The organism is Streptomyces sp. NPDC127117 (assembly GCF_042677325.1).
Taxonomy (GTDB): domain Bacteria; phylum Actinomycetota; class Actinomycetes; order Streptomycetales; family Streptomycetaceae; genus Streptomyces.
The window spans coordinates 130031-148326 of sequence record NZ_JBHXTM010000007.1; the positions used below are offsets into that span (position 1 = coordinate 130031).

At 71.5% G+C, this 18296-nt stretch carries 18 protein-coding genes; 9 read left to right on the forward strand and 9 right to left on the reverse strand.

The window, feature by feature from the left end; genetic code table 11:
- Positions 1-192: 192 nt before the first annotated feature.
- Positions 193-720 (reverse strand): hypothetical protein, encoded by a 528-nt coding sequence (locus ACFVH0_RS09060; RefSeq protein WP_385818924.1) that lies wholly within the window; start codon positions 718-720, stop codon positions 193-195.
- Between the two features lie 51 nt (positions 721-771).
- On the opposite strand from ACFVH0_RS09060, the gene ACFVH0_RS09065 reads away from it, so the two are divergent.
- Positions 772-1923: a winged helix DNA-binding domain-containing protein gene (locus ACFVH0_RS09065; RefSeq protein ID WP_385818925.1), complete on the forward strand. Its 1152-nt coding sequence runs from the start codon at positions 772-774 to the stop codon at positions 1921-1923.
- Between the two features lie 389 nt (positions 1924-2312).
- On the opposite strand, the gene ACFVH0_RS09070 is transcribed toward ACFVH0_RS09065, so the two are convergent.
- From ACFVH0_RS09070 to ACFVH0_RS09080, 3 genes are all read right to left on the reverse strand, one after another.
- The gene (locus tag ACFVH0_RS09070) at positions 2313-2771 is read right to left on the reverse strand and encodes a hypothetical protein (protein ID WP_385818926.1); all 459 of its coding nucleotides are present in this window, start codon (positions 2769-2771) and stop codon (positions 2313-2315) included.
- A 68-nt stretch (positions 2772-2839) separates the two neighbouring features.
- Positions 2840-3646, reverse strand: a complete 807-nt coding sequence (locus ACFVH0_RS09075) for a class I SAM-dependent methyltransferase (protein ID WP_385818927.1) — start codon at positions 3644-3646, stop codon at positions 2840-2842.
- A 69-nt stretch (positions 3647-3715) separates the two neighbouring features.
- Entirely contained in the window at positions 3716-4522 is an 807-nt protein-coding gene (locus tag ACFVH0_RS09080) for a prepilin peptidase (protein WP_385818928.1), read from the reverse strand.
- Positions 4523-4624: 102 nt separating this feature from the next.
- Between ACFVH0_RS09080 and ACFVH0_RS09085 the strand changes: the two genes are divergently transcribed.
- Positions 4625-5008 carry a DUF192 domain-containing protein gene (locus tag ACFVH0_RS09085; RefSeq protein WP_385818929.1) on the forward strand — a complete coding sequence of 128 codons (384 nt, stop codon included), beginning with the start codon at positions 4625-4627 and terminating at the stop codon, positions 5006-5008.
- Between the two features lie 209 nt (positions 5009-5217).
- Here the strand turns inward: ACFVH0_RS09085 and ACFVH0_RS09090 are convergent, their stop codons facing one another.
- Positions 5218-5802, reverse strand: coding sequence for a helix-turn-helix domain-containing protein (locus tag ACFVH0_RS09090; protein WP_266912747.1), 585 nt, complete (start codon positions 5800-5802; stop codon positions 5218-5220).
- A 217-nt stretch (positions 5803-6019) separates the two neighbouring features.
- On the opposite strand from ACFVH0_RS09090, the gene ACFVH0_RS09095 reads away from it, so the two are divergent.
- The 5 genes from ACFVH0_RS09095 to ACFVH0_RS09115 all read left to right on the forward strand — a co-directional run bounded on the left by ACFVH0_RS09095 (position 6020) and on the right by ACFVH0_RS09115 (position 11881).
- Complete coding sequence (locus ACFVH0_RS09095; protein WP_385818930.1) at positions 6020-7168, forward strand: Zn-dependent alcohol dehydrogenase; 1149 nt, start codon at positions 6020-6022, stop codon at positions 7166-7168.
- On the forward strand, positions 7165-8595 hold the full coding sequence (locus tag ACFVH0_RS09100; protein WP_385818931.1) for an APC family permease: 1431 nt from the start codon (positions 7165-7167) through the stop codon (positions 8593-8595). The genes ACFVH0_RS09095 and ACFVH0_RS09100 overlap by 4 nt, the downstream gene beginning before the upstream one ends.
- 191 nt (positions 8596-8786) lie before the next feature.
- Positions 8787-10784: a hypothetical protein gene (locus ACFVH0_RS09105; protein WP_385818932.1), complete on the forward strand. Its 1998-nt coding sequence runs from the start codon at positions 8787-8789 to the stop codon at positions 10782-10784.
- A gap of 45 nt (positions 10785-10829) precedes the next feature.
- Positions 10830-11411: a hypothetical protein gene (locus tag ACFVH0_RS09110; protein ID WP_385818933.1), complete on the forward strand. Its 582-nt coding sequence runs from the start codon at positions 10830-10832 to the stop codon at positions 11409-11411.
- A 20-nt stretch (positions 11412-11431) separates the two neighbouring features.
- Complete coding sequence (locus ACFVH0_RS09115; protein ID WP_385818934.1) at positions 11432-11881, forward strand: DUF3592 domain-containing protein; 450 nt, start codon at positions 11432-11434, stop codon at positions 11879-11881.
- A gap of 31 nt (positions 11882-11912) precedes the next feature.
- Here the strand turns inward: ACFVH0_RS09115 and ACFVH0_RS09120 are convergent, their stop codons facing one another.
- The 3 genes from ACFVH0_RS09120 to ACFVH0_RS09130 form a co-directional block, all read right to left on the reverse strand.
- Complete coding sequence (locus ACFVH0_RS09120; protein WP_385818935.1) at positions 11913-12641, reverse strand: Imm52 family immunity protein; 729 nt, start codon at positions 12639-12641, stop codon at positions 11913-11915.
- Positions 12642-12691: 50 nt separating this feature from the next.
- The gene (locus ACFVH0_RS09125; RefSeq protein WP_385818936.1) at positions 12692-15025 is read right to left on the reverse strand and encodes a Tox-REase-5 domain-containing protein; all 2334 of its coding nucleotides are present in this window, start codon (positions 15023-15025) and stop codon (positions 12692-12694) included.
- Between the two features lie 190 nt (positions 15026-15215).
- Positions 15216-15809, reverse strand: coding sequence for a hypothetical protein (locus ACFVH0_RS09130; RefSeq protein WP_360541892.1), 594 nt, complete (start codon positions 15807-15809; stop codon positions 15216-15218).
- Between the two features lie 222 nt (positions 15810-16031).
- Here ACFVH0_RS09130 and ACFVH0_RS09135 point away from each other — a divergent pair, with 222 nt between their 5' ends.
- Positions 16032-16535 (forward strand): DinB family protein, encoded by a 504-nt coding sequence (locus ACFVH0_RS09135; RefSeq protein ID WP_385818937.1) that lies wholly within the window; start codon positions 16032-16034, stop codon positions 16533-16535.
- A 42-nt stretch (positions 16536-16577) separates the two neighbouring features.
- Here the strand turns inward: ACFVH0_RS09135 and ACFVH0_RS09140 are convergent, their stop codons facing one another.
- Entirely contained in the window at positions 16578-17447 is an 870-nt protein-coding gene (locus ACFVH0_RS09140; RefSeq protein WP_385818938.1) for an LLM class F420-dependent oxidoreductase, read from the reverse strand.
- 273 nt (positions 17448-17720) lie between these two features.
- Between ACFVH0_RS09140 and ACFVH0_RS09145 the strand changes: the two genes are divergently transcribed.
- A complete protein-coding gene (locus tag ACFVH0_RS09145) occupies positions 17721-18296 on the forward strand; it encodes a MarR family winged helix-turn-helix transcriptional regulator (protein ID WP_385818939.1) in 576 nt (191 codons plus the stop codon).

An 18296-nucleotide genomic window follows, 5' to 3' on the forward strand; every position in this document is an offset into this window, starting at 1 on the left:
CCCCCCGGGGCCGCCGCGGGCCCGGCACCGTGGCCCGGACGAAAAACGGGCCGGTCCGTGGGGGGGGATACGGACCGGCCCGAGGGGGGGTTTCCACCATAACCCTTCGTAAGTGATGCTGGGCGCCACGCCACTCCACAATCACTCTCCGGATTCACCGGACTCCGTTGCGCACATCACCGGGTTGACGTCTCAGTGCCCGCCGACCGGCTTCACACAGCCGGTTCCTTCGAGGTATTTGCCGTGCGCCTCGGCCGTGACCAGGCCGTTGACCATGCCGTCCAGCGAGCCTTCGACGCAGATGTTGCCGAGGTCGAGCACGAAGGTGTTGCGGTGCGGACCGAAGGTGCCGGTGGTGATGGCGCCGGAGCTGTAGCCCAGGCCGGCGAGGACCGCCCGGATCCGGGGCTCGGTGGTCCTGCGGCCCTCCGCCGGCCCGGCCAGAGCGGCCTTGACCTTCTCCACCTCGGCGTCGCCCCTGGCCCGGTCGGCCGGGGACAGTTCGGCGGTGGACTGGAAGGCGTGGTTCTCCCGGTATTTCGAGGCGTCGCTGCCGTCGACCGAGGAGTCCCCCCGGACCGGCGGGCCGCCGTCGGCGCTGGGGGTCGCGTCCCCGGCACCGGTTCCGGCCCGCTCGGTGCCGCAGCCGGCCAGTGCGGGAGTGAGGGCGAGCGCCGCCACTGCGGCGAGTATCCGGGCTGTACGTCTCGCAGAGGTCATGGGCCGAGTATGGGACAGGACCTGACCTGATGGGCCGATAGTTTTCCCGCCATGACGAGCCGAACCGCAACCGTGACCTGGACCGCCGCGAACGCCCGCCGGACGGCGCGCCAGGGGCTCACGTCCCCCGGCCGCCGCACCCCCGCCGAAGTGGTGGCCACGCTGCCGGCCGCGCACGCCCAGGTCCTCTCGGCCGCCGAGCTCTCCGTCGGGCTGCGGGCCACGGAACTGACCCGTACCGATGTGCGCGGCGCGCTGTGGAAGGACCGCACGCTGGTCAAGACGTTCGGGCCGCGTGGCACCGTCCATCTGCTGCCGATGGACGAACTCCCGCTGTGGACAGGAGCGTTGTCCGCGCTGCCGGCCGGGCGCACCCCGTTCGCCAAGGACGCCCGGATGACGCCGGAGCAGACCGAGACCGTGCTCGCCGCGATCGAGGACGCGCTGACCGGGACCGAGCTGACCGTCGACGAACTGTCCGGGGCGGTGGTGGAGCGGGCCGGGTCGTGGGCGGGGGATCCGGTGATGCCGGCGTTCCAGGGCATGTGGCCGCGCTGGCGGCAGGTGATGCATCTGGCGGGTCACCGCGGGGTGCTGTGCTTCGCGCCGGATCGCGGCCGCAAGGTCACCTACACCTGCCCCGGCGTCGTACCGCTCGACGGCCCCGAGGCGCTCGCCGGTCTCGTGCGCCGCTATCTGCACGCGTACGGACCCGCGACGCCCGCGCACTTCGCGAAGTGGCTGGCGGCGGCTCCGGGTTGGGCCGGGGAGCTGTTCGCGGGGGCGGCGGCGCGCGGGGAGATCGAGCGGGTGACGTACGAGGGCGGCCCGGCCTGGGTGGTGGCGGGCGACACCGACTTCTCGGCGGAGCCGGTCCGCGGGGTGCGGCTGCTCCCCTACTTCGACGCCTTCCTCATCGCCTCCCAGCCGCGCGAGAGGCTCTTCCCCGGCGCGGCGTACACGCGAGCGCTGGCGGGCGGCCAGGCGGGGAACTTCCCGGTGCTGCTGGTCGACGGCACGGCCGCCGGGGTGTGGCACCAGCGGCGTTCGGGCCGCCGGATCGCGGTGACCGTGGAACCGCTGGCACCGCTGACGGCCGGGCAGCTGCGGGAGCTGGAGGCGGAGGTGGCGCGGGTGGGGGCGGTGCTGGAGGGGAACGCGGAACTGACGGTGGGCAAGGTGACGGTAGGGGCCCACGCGTAGGGCGCTCGGGCGGTGGCCGGGGGCGCCCCTCCGGTGACTGCGGTGAGGCGGGGCGGGTGCGGGGGAGGGCGTTCAGGTGGTGGCCGGGGAGCACTCGTCCGGTGGCCGCCGATGAAGCAGGGCGGTGCGGGGGCGTTCAGGCGGTGGCCGGGAGCGCCCTCCCGCGTGGCCACGGGTGAAGCAGGACGGTGCGGGGGCGTTCAGGTGGTGGCCGGGGCGCCCTCCCGCGTGGCCACCGATGAAGCAGGACGGTGCGGGGGCGTTCAGGTGGTGGCCGGGAGCGCCCTTCCGCGTGGCCACGGGTGAAGCAGGGCGGTGCGGGGCGTTCAGGTGGTGGCCGGGGCGCCCTCCCGCGTGGCCACCGATGAAGCAGGACGGTGCGGGGGCGTTCAGGTGGTGGCCGGGGCGCCGCGGTGGCCGCGGGTGAAGCGGATCGCGACGGTGTCGCCGCCGATCACCACGAAGCTGCCGCCCTCGCAGCGGATGACGGCCTCGCGGACCTGGCCGTTCTCGTCCCCGCGTTCCTCGGTGCGGGTCACCGTCCAGCCGCCGTCGGGCGGCTCCGGCAGGGTCGACACGGTGGCGAACTCCCACTGCCCCGACGGTACGCACCAGTCGGGCAGCCGCGGCCAGGCGCCGGGGCCGACGCGCAGGGTCCAGTCGGAGGCGCAGGTCAGGAGCACCGACTGGCCGTCGGCCAGCAGGAATTCGACGGCTTCCGGCTCGCCCAGCCGTCCCTCCGGCCGGTAGAAGACACCGGCCACCCCGATGATCCGCGCGCCCCTGAGCCAGTCGGCCCTCCCCTGTCGCGGGACGCGCGGTGCTTCCTCTTCGTTCCCCACCCTCATGGTCAAGTCCTTCCCCAGGCGCTCACCGTCCAGGGTCGCATCCCCGGGCCGGGAGCGGCGGGGGCGTCTCAGACCTTGGCATCCGGCTTGCGGGCCTCGATCAGGAATCGGGTGGTGTGGGCGACGAACGGCCCCTCGGTCTCGATCCGGTGGTGCAGTTCGGCCAGTCGCGGCCGGTACTCCTCGACGGTGAAGCCCGGCACCATCCAGATCACCTTGCGCAGGAAGTAGACGACGGCGCCGATGTCGAGGAATTCGGTGCGCAGTCGTTCCGTCCGCAGATCGACGACCTCCAGGCCGGCCGCCTCGGCCGCCTCCCGGGCCTTCCCTGGGTCGCGGGCGGTACGGATGGCCGGGGGCTGCGGACCGAGGAAGAACTCGACGAGCTCGAAGACGCTGGCCGGGCCGACCTGTTGCGAGAAGTAGGTACCGCCGGGGGTGAGCACCCGCGCGATCTCCTCCCACCAGGTGGTCACCGGATGCCGGCTGACCACCAGGTCGAAGGCGTTGTCGCCGAACGGCAGCGGCGGCTCGTCCGGGTCGGCGACCACCGCCGCGCCGAGCGGGTGCAGGAGCGCGGTGGCGCGGGCGACGTTCGGCGGCCAGGACTCGGTGGCGACGGTGAGCGGCGGCAGCTTCGGTGCGGAGGCGAGGACCTCGCCGCCGCCGGTCTGGATGTCGAGCGCGGCCCGCGCCCGCCCCATCCGGTCCGCCATGGCGCGGGCGTACCCCCAGGAGGGTCGCTCCTCGGTGGCCCGGCCGTCGAGCCAGGAGAAGTCCCAGCCGTCGACGGAGACGGCGGCCGCCTCCCGGACAAGGGCTTCGAATCGTGCGCGCTCTGCTTCGGCTGCCGCTTCTTCGGTGGTTCCGGACATACGGGAATGGTGTCAGCCGGGTGCCGGGTGGCGCGACTTCAATACGGCGGGGCCGCAGGTACGACGGGGTCAGGCGGCCAGTGCGCCCAGCAGCATGCCGAGCAGCGCGCCCGTGATCATGAACGGGCCGAACGGGATGCCGGTCTTGCGTCCGGCCCGTTTGAGGACCATCAGCCCGAACCCGTACACCGCACCGAGCAGGAACCCGGCGAAGCCCCCGGCGAACACCACGGCCCAGCCGTACCAGCCCAGCGCCATGCCCAGCGACAGGGCGAGCTTGACGTCGCCGAAGCCCATTCCGTTCGGGTTGATGAGGAAGAGCAGGAAGTAGAAGCCCCCGAGCGCGGCTCCGCCGAGCAGCGCGGAGGTCCAGGATCCGCCGTGCTCGGGAAGGAGCGCGGCGGCGCCGAGGAGCACGGCGACGGCCCCGGCGGCGGGCAGGGTCAGCCGGTCGGGCAGCCGGTGGACGCGGCGGTCGATGGTCGCCAGGAGTACCGCGACGGGTGCCACCAGCAGCCAGACGGCCAGTTCGGGGCGGAGCCCGGTGGCCGCCGCGAGGACCGCGCAGGAGAGCGCGGTGACGACGGGGACGAGGACGCCGGGGGCGTAACGCGCGGCGAGCCGCGGGCGGTCCGCCTCTTCGCCCCGGTCTTCCGGCTCGGCGCCCGCGGTCGTGGGCACCGGCACGGCCGCGCACCGCGCGCACCGGGTGGAGCCGAGCCAGCCGCGGGCGGCCCCGGTCAGGGCGTGCCCCTCGGGGCAGGCGTCCCGCCAGGGGTCCTCCGGTTCGACGGAGAACCGGTAGGCGGCGCGCGGGACCAGCAGTCCGGCCGCTGCGCCCCAGAGTGCGGCGAGCACTGTCAGCATGGCGTCCACGGCCCGACCCTAGGCGGGTGCCGGGCCCGGGTCATGGGTCCTGGGGCCCACTGCCCACCGTCAGGGGCCCATGGGCCGTCACCTGCCGCTACCTTCATGGCCATGGCTCAATGGCGCAATGGCACAGGTACGTTGACGGTCACCGACGCACAGGGAGGGCAGGAGAAGGCGATACCGCTGCGGATCGCGGCCTCCTACCGGGCCCGGAGTCGCGGGCTGCTGGGGCAGGACGGGATCGACGGCGCCCTGCTGATCACCCCGTGCGGGAGTGTGCACAGCTTCCGGATGCGGTTCACCATCGATGTGGCTTACCTGGACCGGAAGTTCAAGGTGGTGGCGGTCCACACGATGAAGCCCGGCCGGCTGGGGATGCCCCGGCTGCGGGCCCGGCATGTGATCGAGGCGGAGGCCGGGGCGATGGAGAAGTGGGGGATCCGGCCGGGGGCACGGGTGACGATCGTCCAGAGCGGGACCGACGGGAAGTGAGCGGCCGGGCCCGCGCGCACCACCGGGGTCTTTCGTTCGTACCGGGCCGGATCGGGGAGCGGGGTCCGGTGTAGTGGATCGCAAGGCGCAGGAGGGAGTCAGGGCGGCGCCCTGACGATTGGCGACAACGCTGCGAGGTGCGGCACCGGGGCGCGCGGGCTCAACCTGGGGCGAAAGACCCTGGAACCCGCTCCCCTCGCTCCAGGGCCCTACGGCCGGAGCTTCGTGCGGGAGCGGGGCAGGGCGGGGGCGATCGACCAGAGGACCTCGGCCTCGTCCTCTCCTGGGTTGTCCCAGGCGTGCGCGGCCCGCGCCGAGAACGTCGTGGAGTCGCCGGCCTCCAGGAAGCGTGGCTCGCCGTCCACGCTCAGCCGCAGCGTGCCGCGGACCAGATACGCGAAGACCGTCTCGGCCTCCAGGCTGTACGCGCCGCCGGAGCCGCCGCCGGGCCGCAGGATCGTCCGCATGACCTGGACGTGCCGTTCCTCGGCGGGCGTCAGCAGGAACTCCTCGATGCCGTGGCCGCCCATCTCCAGCTTGGCGCCCACGCCGCCCCTGACGACGTCCTGGTCCGGGTAGTCGAAGAGCGTGGCGATGCCGGTGCCCAGGGCCTCGCAGATGCGGATCAGGGTCGGGACTGAGACCGAGGTCTTGCCGCGCTCGGCGAGGCTGACGAACCCCTTCGTCACGCCCGCCGCCTCGGCCACCTGGGCGAGCGTCAGGCCCTGCGCCAGGCGGAGCTCACGCAGCCTCGGGCCGATCGTGGACATGTGGCTGTCGGGAGCTTCGGGCATGGCGGACACGCTACCTGTCGGCGGGGTCACGGGCGGTGGCCGGGGGAAGACGCAGGTCGGAAGGGTTACCAGAAGGGTCTTTACCCACCGAGTTTAGTGCTGTAAAACTTGACGAAAGTTTAATGGCGCTAAACAAGGCGCCCCGGCGGACCGCTGTGCCGCCCCGCGGCCGTGCCGCACTCCCCCACCCCTTCCGCACCACCCGAGGAGTAAGCCGATGAGCTCCCCGTCCTTCCAAGAGAGCACCGCGCGCACCGTGCGCGGCGTCGTCTTCCGCTCCCCGGGCCAGGAGGTGACCGTCGCCGACATCACCCTGGCCCCGCCCGGCCCCGGTGAGGTCGAAGTGGCCGTGACGGCGGCCGGGGTCTGCCACTCCGACCTCCATGTCATCCGCGGCGAGTGGGACCACCCCACCCCGGTCGTGATGGGGCACGAGGGCTCCGGCGTGGTCACCGCGCTCGGCGCGGGCGTCACCGGGCTGGAGATCGGCGACCACGTCGTACTGTCCTGGGTTCCCTCCTGCGGCACCTGCCGCTTCTGCCTGGCCGGCCGCCCCGCCGCGTGCAGCCTGGTCGCCGAGGTCGTGGCGCCCGGCGGGGTGCTGTACGACGGCACCAGCCGGCTCTCGGTCGACGGCGAGCCGGCCCACCACTACCTGGGCGTCTCCTCGTTCGCCGAGCGCGTCGTGGTCCCCGCCTCCGGCGCGATCAAGGTCCGCGAGGACGCGCCCCTCGATGTCATCGCCCTGGTCGGCTGCGCCATCGCCACCGGGGTCGGCGCGGTCCGCAACACGGCGGGTGTCGAGGCCGGGGCCACCGTCGCCGTCATCGGCTGCGGCGGCGTGGGCCTGTCCTGCGTACAGGGGGCCCGGCTGGCGGAGGCCGGCCGCATCGTCGCCGTGGACGTCGTCCCGGAGAAGCTGGAGCTGGCCCGCCGGCTCGGCGCGACGGACGCGGTCGACGCCCGGGACGGCGATGTCGTCGAGGCGCTGCGCGCCCTGGTCCCGGAGGGCCTGGACTACGTGTTCGACGCCATCGGCAAGATCGAGACCACCGAGCAGTCCATCGCGGCCCTCGGCCAGGGCGGCGCCGCCGTCATCGTCGGCCTCCCGCCCACCGGCCGCACCGCGCGCTTCGACCCGCTGGCGCTCGCCGAGGCCGACCAGCGCATCCTCGGCTCCAACTACGGCTCCGTCGACGCCGCCCGGGACATCCCGGCACTGGTGGACCTCGTGGTGTCGGGCGAGCTCGACGTGGAATCGATGATCTCGGCACGGCGTCCGCTGGACGAGGCGGGCGACGCACTGGCCGACCTCGCCGCCGGCCACGCCCTGCGTCAGCTGCTGATGATGGAGGACCGGACATGAGCACCGCCGGAAAGCAGTCCACCGCCGAGAAGCCGGCCGACGGCCTGGCGCACCGCTCCGTCTCCACGTTCGAGGTCGGCGCGCAGAGCGTCGCCAACGTCGCGCCCAGCGCCGTCATCGCGTTCGCCCCCGCCAGCATGGCGGCGTCCGCGGGCAACGGCGCCTGGTTCTCGTTCTTCCTGGCCATGGCCGCCGTCCTCGCCATCGCGTACTGCATCTGCGTCTTCGCCCGCAGGCGCGCCGGGGTCGGTTCGCTGTACGCCTTCTCCCGGCTCTCGCTCGGGGCCCCGGGCTCGTTCGTGACCGGCTGGGCGCTGCTCATCGGTGCGGTCTGCATCGGCTCGGGCTCGCTCGCCGGGGCCGGCTACTACACGGCACGCGCCCTGGACCAGATCGGCATCGGGCTCTTCACCGGCGTCCCCGGCCAGATCCTGCTCGATGTACTGCTGGCCGCCGTCGCGATCCGGCTGACCATCGCCAGTGTGCGGACGGCGGCCCGGGTCGCCTCCGTCCTGGAGGTCGTGTCGATCGTCCTCATCGTCGTCGTGCTGGTCCCGGCCTTCTTCAAGAGCGGGAACATCATCGACACCGAGCAGCTGAGCCTCAGCGGCTCCACTCTCGACGGTGTCGTCTTCGCCGTGGTGCTGGGTGTGCTCGGTTTCGTCGGCTTCGAGGGCGCCGCGTCGCTGGGCGCCGAGGCCACCGATCCGTACAGGGCGATCCCCCGCTCGGTGATGGGCAGCGCGGTGCTGGCCGGTGTGCTGTACATGTTCGCCACCTACGCACAGGTCGCCGGGTTCGGCGGGGCGGACGCGCTGGCCAGGAGCACCGACCCGATGGACGAACTGGCGGAGTTGTCCGGACTCGGCTTCCTCAAGTTCTTCCTGCACGCGGGCTTCGCGGCATCGTTCGTGGCCGTGGTGATGGCCTGCGTCACCGTCGCCGCCCGGCTGCTGTTCGGCATGGCGAAGGAGGGAGTGATGCCGGCCCGGCTCGGCGTCGCCCACCCCCGCCACCGGACCCCGTCCGCGGCCATCTGGGCCGTCGCCCCGTTCGTCGCCCTGCCCGCGGTGCTCGTGGTCGGCGCCGGGACCGAACCGCTGAACGCGACGACGTACATCGACACCATCGGTGTCTTCGGCTACATGCTCAGCTACACCCTGGTGTGTCTGGCCGCGCCGCTGTTCGTACGCCGGATCGGGGCCCGCGGCCTGCTGCTCACCTGGGGCCTGGGGCTGATCGGCGCCGCGGCGATGGTCTACGTCTTCTACCGCAACCTGTGGCCCGCCCCGGCCTGGCCGCTGAACGTGCTGCCGTACGTGTTCGTCGGCGCGCTGGTCGTCGGCGTCGTCGGCTTCGCCGTCCTGCGGGTCCGCAGACCGGAAGTCGCCGAGCGCGCCGGAACGTTCGCGGACGACCTGGACTGACCCGGCCGCGCCCCGCTCCCGATGCCCCGCTCCCCCGCACCTCGCGGCGGGGCGGGGCATCTCCCCATTGGGCCCGACTTTGGGGCCAAGGGCCCAGGTCACCCGGCTCGTACATCCGTACGCTCACGTCCACACCCGAATGCAGAACTGCGGGCACAGGCATGGCAAGTGGGCGTCGGAGAGGAAGAACCGTGACTGGTGGCGGGGGCTGGGGAAGCGGAGGCGCGGGCCACATACCGCCGGGGAACCGGGGCAGATCCGGCGCGAGCGGCGGCGTGTTCTTCGCGCTGACCCGCAGCTGGGCCGCCGGCGCCCTGGTGTACATCGCCGCCGGGTATCTGGTCTCGCGCGGACTGGTCGAGCTGCTGGCCACCGACGAGCGGCTCACCAGCTTCGGCTGGCGCCTGGCCCTGCTGCACGTCCCCAACGTCATCACGACCATCCTCACGGTGCTGGCCGCCGCCCGCGTACTGCCCGACGAGCACCGCGAGTCCCGTCCGCTGACGCTGCTCGCCTCGCTCGGTGTCCCGGTCGCCGCGCTGGTGTACGGACTGGTCGTGTCCTGGCATCTCGTGGGCTTCGAGGGCACGTTGATGCCGATCGTCTCGCTGGTGACCGGTGCGACCGCGGGGCTCGCCGTCGACCGGCTGCTGGACGACCGCGCGGACGAGCCGGAGCCCGCTCCGTACCGGCCGTACTCCTGGCGGGACGGCGGCGCCACCGCCATGGAGTACCTCGGGGTGGTCGTCCTCGTCGTGACGCTGATCGGCGCGATGTCGATGGCGGGTGTCGGCGGTCAGATCGGCGAGCGCATCCGCTGCGCGATCAGCGCCATGGGCGGCGGCGGTGGCAGCTGCTCCACCGGCGGCGGGGAAACCACCGCGAAGCCGAAGACGGACGCCGACTACGAGCCCAAGATGTGCCAGGTCTCCAGCATCTCCGACACCGTCGGCGACAAGGTCAAGATCGGCTGGTTCGAGTGGGGCAACGAGTACGGCTTCCAGCAGAAGGTCAGCCAGGCCAAGACCGATGTGAACGAGGACGGCAAGGTCGACGAGAACGACAAGCTGGTCTACATGACGTTCACCGACGCCGCCTCGGCCGGCGCCACCGCCAGCACCCCCGGCGTGAAGCTCGGCAAGCTGGGCAAGGCCGATGTGGACGTCGGCGGCGGCATCAAGATCACCAACGGTGACACCTGGGTCTTCAAGAGCGAGGAAGAGGCCAAGAAGATGCGGGACGACATCGAAGAAATGAAGATGTGGGAGACCTCCACGAAGTACAGCGGCGGCTACGGCGGCGGCTGGTACTCCGGGATGAAGTGGGCCGACAAGAAGAAGGACGTCGAGAGCAAGATCGGCGACAAGAAGATCTCGTACTCGACCATCGGTCTCAACGCGTACGCGGACGGCGGCCTCTCCATCAGCGCGGGCGACGAGTCCAAGCTCGGCGCGAAGCTCGGCGGCAAGGCCAAGTTCTCCCCCGAGGTGACCATCACCAAGGACGACGTCAACGGCAACGAGTCGTACACGTACACCGCCAAGCTGGAGCTGGAGGGCAAGGTCAGCGGTTCGGCCGGCCCGCTGGGCGGCGCGGCCTCCGCGAAGGACAACCGGACCGGGGCGGTCACCGTCACCCGCGACCAGAAGACCGGCAAGATCGTCCGGATCGACATGACCCAGACCATCGAGAACGGCTCGACGTCCAACAAGGGCGACATCAGCGGTGACAACGGCGAGAAGGGCAAGGACAAGCGGGGCGGCAAGGTCAGCGGCTCCGACTCCTCCGGCGAGACCGGCATCGAGGTCCTGACCAACTCGATCGTCTTCGGCAAGGACACCGACAAGGCCACCGAGGACAAGCGCGCCATCGCCGAGCAGTGGCTGGACGGCTCCGGCAACAACACCGCCCCGTTCGAGTACATGTTCGGCGACCACTCCCTGCAGGACAAGCCCACCGGGACCGACCCCTTCGACCAGCTGATGTACGAGGACGGTCTGTCCAGCAAGATGAACTACAACGGTCAGACGGACGCCCAGGAGTTCGGCTTCGAGGTCTCGCTCGGGATGAGTCTGGGATTCTCCATCTCCGACGAGCACAAGAAGGAGACACTGACGGACGCGCAGTTCCTCGGGGCTCCGCAGGGCGACAAGCGCTCGTACCTTCCGTACAGCTACTGCGCGAAGTAGCCGTACGGAAAGCACCGACCGAGCACGACGAAGAGGCGATAGGCGATGACGACGAAGAAGACGTACCGGACGATCGGCGCGACCGCTGCCGCCGCCATCGGCCTCGCCCTGCTCACCGGATGCGGCGGGGAGAGTGCCGCGCTCCCGCAGGGCTGGGAGAAGCTCGACACCAAGAGCCTCTCCGTCGGCTACCCCGGGAAGAAGGGCTACAAGGAACAGCCCGCGGCCGACCGGGCGAAGGCCAACGCGGCCGTCGCGCTGAAGGAGGAGGGCGGGCTGCGCACCGGCATGGTCTCGGTGCAGCTCGACTTCGCCACGGGTGTGGACGACGCCGACGAGGCGGCGTCCGCGGCGGGCGCCGGCATCGGTCTCGGGGCGACCCGCAAGGGGACCGAGGAGGTGCGGCTCGCGGGTGCGGAGAGCGCCCGTGAGGCGCGCCGGATCGACTACGAGTTCACATCGAACGGCGACGACCGGACGCCGGCGCAGGGCACCCGGATGACGGGGGTCGTGGTGGCGGGCGTCGATTCGAAGGATGTGCCGTTCGCGGTCCGGATCAATGCGGTGAAGGGCTCGCTGAGCTCGCAGGACCTCGACGCGTTCGTCGATTCGATCACGGTCAAGTAGCGGACCGGGAGCGCTCGTTCATGCAGATCCTGCCCGGCGGCACGGCCACGTTCCTGCTGCTGCTCGGCCTGCTCCTCGGCGCGTTCGCGGTCCGCTCCGCACTGCGGCTGAACCGGGTGCTGCGGCTGGTGCGGCACGGCGAACACGCCGAGGGGCGGTGCTCGGACCGCCGGACGGTCGACCGGGGGCCTGGCTCGGACCGGGGTTACGCCACCGAGTACGTCTTCGCGTTCCGTACCCGCGACGGCCGCGACATCGAGTTCACCGACCATGCCCCGGGCCCGTTCGGCTTCGAGGTCGGGGCGGCGGTCCGGGTCAGCTACGACCCGGCCGACCCGGAGAAGAAGGCGACGGTGGCCGGGCCGGGGGCGTGGGGCCCGGTACTGATGCCCGCGGTGCTCGCGCTCGGGCTCGGGGTGTTCGCGGCGGGGCTGCTGCTGGGGTTCGTGGCGATGCGGGGCTGGGTCTGAGGGACGCGCCCCGCGCACGGGCGTACGGAGATCAGAGCGTGGCCCGGTCGAACGGCACCGGGAGCTTTTCCAGCGCCCCGGCCGCCCGCAGCCGGGTGTTCGCCTCGATGACCGTCTCGATGCCCGGAGACTCCGCACCGCCACGGGTGAGGTCGATGACCAGTCCCCCGTGCGCGGTGCGGACGTACGTCCCGGGCAGTTCCCCGGGGGCGAGGGCGGCGCGGCCGGCGGAGAGATAGACCGCACGGCCGCAGCGGGGGTCGCTGTTCGCCAGGTCGAACCGCTCGGCCACCGCCCGGTACTGGGGCCTGTCGTACACCTGCCCGGCGTCGAACTCCCAGTGCTCCGCGAGGAGGCGCAGGATCTCCGGAGCGCGCCGGATCACCTCCGCCGTCTCGTCCACCTCGCGCGACCGGAAGGCGAGCGAGACGGAGTTCACCGCGTACTGCGAGGTGCTGCCCGCGTGAATCGCCATGGACACGTGCGCCGCCGCGGGGTTCCGCGCCCACAGCGACGCCGTGTAGCCCACCACGTCGAGGTCGGGGCCCGTGTTCTTCCGCTCGATGTACTGCGCCAGTGCGGGGGCCGAGGGCTCCAGCACGGGATCGGACGGGAGGTCGTCACCGGCCTCGTGCCATACGTCGAACGTCGGGCCGTCGATCTCCCCCAGCGCGGTGAGCGTACCGGCCCAGCGTTCGGCGACGGCCGGTACGGATTCCCCGCGGAGGCCCCAGAAACCGTTGACTACGACGTTCAGCACGACACGTTCTCCTCGGGCTCCGGTCTGCGGTTCCACACCCCGTCCGGCGGTCAGCCGGTCACGTCCCCCGGGGTGTGGATCACCTTAACCGGGATGCCCCGGTCCTCGAACATCTCTCGCGCCGCCTCGGCGACGTCCGGGTCGGACAGGTGCCACTCGACCGGCTTGCCGCGTGCCGCGTCGACCTGCCGGGTTGCCTGGTCGGCCCACCGGTCGGCGACCTTCGGGGTGAGCGTCCCGGTGTCGGCGTTGTAGAAGTCCTTGCCCTTGTACCCGTACTTCGCCTCCAGGTAGGTGCCCCGCGAGGCGTCCCAGCCGTCGAAGTCGACCGGCTTCCCCGTGAGCTTGTCGAGCGGAACCCGGTACTCCTTGCCGCGGCCCACCTTGGAGATCTGCTCCTGGTAGCGGGCACCCATTTCGGTGGGGTAGTTCCAGACGCCGGGCTTGATCTCCTGCCAGTTGCCCTCGCCGCCGTCCTTGGCCCCGGCCGGCGGGTCCTTGAGGTCCTTGTACCAGGCCGGCTTCGGCTGGTTCTTGGCGTCCTCCAGGGCCTTCCGGCGCTTGGCCGCGTCCGCGGCCTTCTTCGCCTCGTCGGCCAGGCGCTGGGCCTCGTCGGCGGCGGCCTTCTTCTCCGGGTCGACCTCGTCGCACTTCCCGGCGAGGAACCCGACGGGCACGGATGTGCGCGCCCCGGCCATGACGCCGGTACCGGAGCCGGGCAGTCCGACGCCCGCACCGCTGCCGTACGGGACACGTACACGACCGCCCATGCCGACGGTGCAGCCCTTGAGGCCGGCCTGCTCGGCGGCGTCGTCGGCGTGCTGCTGCGCTTCCTTGGCGGCCTTCTCCGCGGCCGTGATGTCGCCCGCCTTGGCGGCCTTCTTCGCCTTGTTCGCGGCCTCCCCGGCCTTCTCGGCGACCTCGCCGAGCTTGCCGAGCTTCCCGAACTTGCCCAGCTTTCCGAACTTGCCGACGAGCTTGGCCTCGCCGTAGCCCGGGATGAACAGCGAGCCGATGTTCCAGAGACCGGTGCCGATCGCCTGGCCCTCGTTGCCGTTCTTCCACATGTCCCGGACCTCGTCGCCGATGAACATGTCGTCGAGGACCTTGAGGCCGGTGCCGCCGGACGCCTTGGTCCAGTCCCAGACCGCGCCGAGGTAGTCGCCGTCGGACCACTTGTCCCCGGCGCCCTTGGAGTCCTGGCTCCACTTGTCGCCGAGGCTCTTGCCGTAGTCCATCAGGCCGTCCCAGGCCTTGATGGGGTGGAAGATCGTGTCGATCGTGCCGGTGATGTCGCCCCACAGCCCGTCGCCGATCAGGCCCTTGAAGAACCCGCCGGTCTGGTGCGCGGCGCAGGAGAAGAACGCGCCGACCCCCGAGGTGCAGCTCTCGCCGGGCTTCTCCTCGTCGCCGCCGGAGCCGTCGTCCTGGTCGTCGCCGCCGTCCGGCTCGCCGGAAGTGTCCACATCGTCGCCACCGTCGTCGACCTGGATGACGGTGTCGTCCCCGCCGGAGCTTCCCGAGCTGCCCGAACCGTTGCCCGCCGAACCATTGCCCGCCGAGCCGGTTCCGCCGGCCGTGTCGGTCCCGCCGGCCGCGTTGGAGCCCCCGGCCGTGTCCGACCCGCCGGAGCCGGAACCGGACCCCGCCGGCCCGTTGCCCCCGGAGTCCGTGCCGCCGGTGGCCACCGATCCGCCCGCGTCCGCACCGCCGGCGTCCTTGCCGCCGGACGTGGTCGACCCGCCGGAGTCCTTGCCGGGCCCGGCCTCCACATTGCTGCCGGGTGCGGGGCAGGCGCTCCCGGTGAGCCGGCAGATCGCGTCCTGGAGCCCGCCGGTCAGCTGGGCGCCGATCCCCGTGACGACGAGTCCGCCGATGAGGGCCACGACCACCAGGACCATGCCCAGGTATTCCATCGCGGTCTGACCGGCGTCGTCCCGGCGCCACTTGATCATCCGCGCGATGCTGAACCGCCGGTGCGGCAGGCGCTGTTCGAGCGGCAGCTCGAACCATGCGCGGGAGCTCGCCCGGAACAGCAGCACGACGACGGCGACCGGCATCACCAGCTGGGTGACACCGCGCCCGCCGCCGTCCTGGCCGAGGGTCGCCAGCGCGCCGAGGGTGAGCCAGACGTGTACGGCCAGCAGTCCGCGCCAGACCCAGACACCGCCGGTGCGCAGATACAGCGAGAGCACGAACCCGATCACGCCCGGCAGCGCCGCGTACAGCAGCAGCCCGAACAGCTGGCCGTCGACCTCGTCGACCGCCGATGCCACGGTCATCACACCGACGCCGCCGACAACCGCGGCGGCGAAGAGGAGCCGTACGAGGATCAGCACCGCCTGCAACGGGCGCGGCAGGGACTGTCTGCCCCGTCCACCCACGGCGACGCCCCCGCCCGCGCCACCCGAAACCGCAAATCCGCCTATGCCAGACACGACGAGTCCCCCACCTTGCCGGTGTACGGCCACAGTTCAGCCACTCCACGCATCGGACCACACCGGCACCCATCGGGGCATGGGCCTCAGGACCCAATGCAAGGCTCAAAGTCGGCGCTACCGGGCGGGAATCCCGCTACCGGACGGGTACCTCGCTGCCGAAGAGCATCCAGGGCGACTGGTCGAACGAGGCCACCCCGGCCAACTGCGGCTGCATGGCGGCTATCTCGTGCCGCACGGCCAGGGTGTCCGGCCAACTGTCGAAGAACGTGGTGCCGTTGATGACGACACCGCTCCAGTCCGTCGCCACCGAGGCGCCCTCGCGGTCGACGACGAAGCCGATGCAGAGCACCGATGCCCGCCCTATCGCCTCCCTGATCGCCCTGGCGGCGACCTCCTGCTCGTCCCGGGTCAGCCGGCCGAAGCCGAATTCGAGCGCGACGACTCCGTCCCTCATCCGACGGATACGTGCGGGTACTTCGGTTCCGCTGTTCATCCACAGTACGAAGTCGACGCTGTCGAGCCGCTGGAGTCCGGCGAGGAGCACGAGCTGCTCCCTGGTCACCCACGACGGAGTGCCGTGCGGGCCGGGCCCCGGGCCGAGCAGTGTGACCCGTCTGGTGACCGGGTGGCTGAGCCGGAGCCCCGCCGCGTCGAGATCATTGAAGAGCGACTCGGAGTCCGGTCGGCTCCAGCCGAGGTGGTACGAGTAGAAGAAACCGTCACTCATCGACACATCACCCCATGCGAGACAGGTGGAGCGTGCAGTTCCAGATATCTGCGGGCACGCCGGACAGGCGCTCGTGGCGGGCGCCGGTCGGGTGGCTCACAGTTGGTCGTGCACGAGCGTAATGAGGCCGGATCGCCGGGGCGTGGGCCCACGGACCCAGGGGCGGGCCCCATTGGACAATGCGGTGGACAGGGGACGGCCCGTCGCACATCGTGTACGACGATGACACGTACCGATTCGCCTCCCGCCTGGGACGAGCGCACTCAGCTGGCCACTTTTCTCGACTATGTCCGCGACACCGCACGCGCGAAGTGCGAGGGCGTCTCGCCTCAGGACGCCCGCAGGGCGCCGCTTCCCGGCTCGCCCCTGATGACGATCGCCGGCCTGATCAACCACCTGAGCTGGGTGGAGTACCACTGGTTCGAGGTGATCTTCCTCGGCGGCCCGGACGAGGGTCCGTGGACCGACGAGGACCCGGACCGCGAGATGCGCATCGCGGTGGACATGCCGCTCGCCGATGTACTTTCGCTCTACCGGGAACGGACCACCCGCTACAGCGAGTTGGTCGCCGCCACCGACCTGGACACCCCGGCCGCGCAACCGCGCCGCGACGGCAGGCATCCGGATCTGCGCTGGATCGTCCTGCATCTGATCGAGGAGACCGCCCGGCACAACGGGCACCTCGACATGATCCGGGAGATCGTGGACGGCACCACCGGCGTGTAGGCCCGCCCGTTCCGACATGGCGCGTGGCGCACCCGCCGGTGGCTATCCGATCCCGGCGACGGCGGGTGCGATGCGTTCGGCGATCTGATGGGTGAAGCTGACCGGGTGCCGGTCGGGCAGCACCTGGATCTCGCTGATGCCCAGGCCCGCGTACGCCTCCGCGTCGGCGAGGAACGCGGCCGGCTTGTCCAGCACCGGGCCGCCGTACATCACGGTCTTCGTGATGGCGTCGTAGTCACGGTCCTCCGCCTCGCAGTGCGCCCGCAGCACATCGAGCTTGTGGGCCACTTCCTCCTGGCCGGTGGCGAAGAGGTTGCACGCGTCCCCGTAGCGGGCCACCAGGAGCAGGGTCTTCCGCTCGCCCCCGCCGCCGATCATGATCGGTGGGTGCCCGCCGATCGGCTCGGGTACGCACAGCGTCTCCGTGAGCCGGTAGTGCCGGCCCCGGAAGGGGCCGTTGTCGTCGCTCCACATCTGGAGACAGATGCGGATGGTCTCCTCCAGCCGCTCGAACCGCTCGGCGACCGGGACCACCGGCACGCCGAGCCCGTACTGCTCGCGCTCGTACCAGGAGGCGCCGATGCCCAGCCTGGCCCTGCCGCCGGACAGCACGTCGAGGCTGCTGACGATCTTCGCCAGCAGTCCGGGGTGCCGGTACACCACACCCGTGACCAACAGGCCGAGGGTCATCCGTTCGCTCACCGCGGCCACGTACCCGAGGGTGGTGTACCCCTCCAGCATCGGTTCGTCGGCGACGCTCTGCCCGGTCTCCATCTGGAAGTAGTGGTCCATCGCACTGAAGGACGCGATCCCGGCCTGGTCGGCGACCCGCACCGATTCCGCGAGGGTGGGGGCGATGAGCGCCGGGTCGGCCGGTGTCGAGTAGTTCCAGTAGTGCAGGCCGAGTTTCATGTCCGCCCTCCGAAGGCCGAGGGGGCTCGGGCGCGGGACTGTGGCGCCGTCGCGGCCGGGGATTTCACGCTACGCGCGGCGGGACTCATCGGCATGTCGAGCGGGCGGGCGCCGTCGAAGCCGGTCACGGCGTACGGCGTCATTGCCACGCGATCACGGCGTGGCGTTATGGCATGGCCGCCGGTGCCGCCGGAACCGCCTCGGGAGCGAGGACCGGAGCTTACTACGATTTCAAAATATCCGAATCGGAACTACTGCTCCTATGCTGGAGCCATGGAGACCACCCGCGAGCCGGCCCCCGGCAGCGACTCGATCGACCGGCACATCGCCCGATGGCGTCGGGAGGTCCCCGACCTGGATCCGCTGGTCGAGGGTGCCGTCACCCGGATGCAGATGCTGGTCCAGTACCTCCAGGGCCGCAAGGAGGCCGGGCTCGCACGGCGCAGGCTGAAGATGTGGGAGTACGAGATCCTCTGGCGGCTGCGCTCCGCCGGCGAGCCGTACCGGATGACACCGACGCAACTGGCCGAGGGCCTGGGCACCCATCCGGCAACGCTGACGAACCGGGTGGACCGCCTGGCGAAGTCCGGCTACGTGACCAGGCAGCCCGCGCCGGAGGACCGCCGGAGCCTGCTCGTCGTGCTGACCGACAAGGGGTGCGACGCCTGGTCTTCCACGATCGGCGAGCAGATGGAGACCGAGCGCGCCCTCCTGGCCCCGCTGGACGAGGCGGAGCGGGAGCAACTCGTGGTCCTGCTGCGCAAGATCGCCTCGGCGGCGGAGTCCGACGGCCCGCCGCTCATGCCGTCTCCCGACCGGGCGGACGCTCCGCAACGACGAAACGGCTGA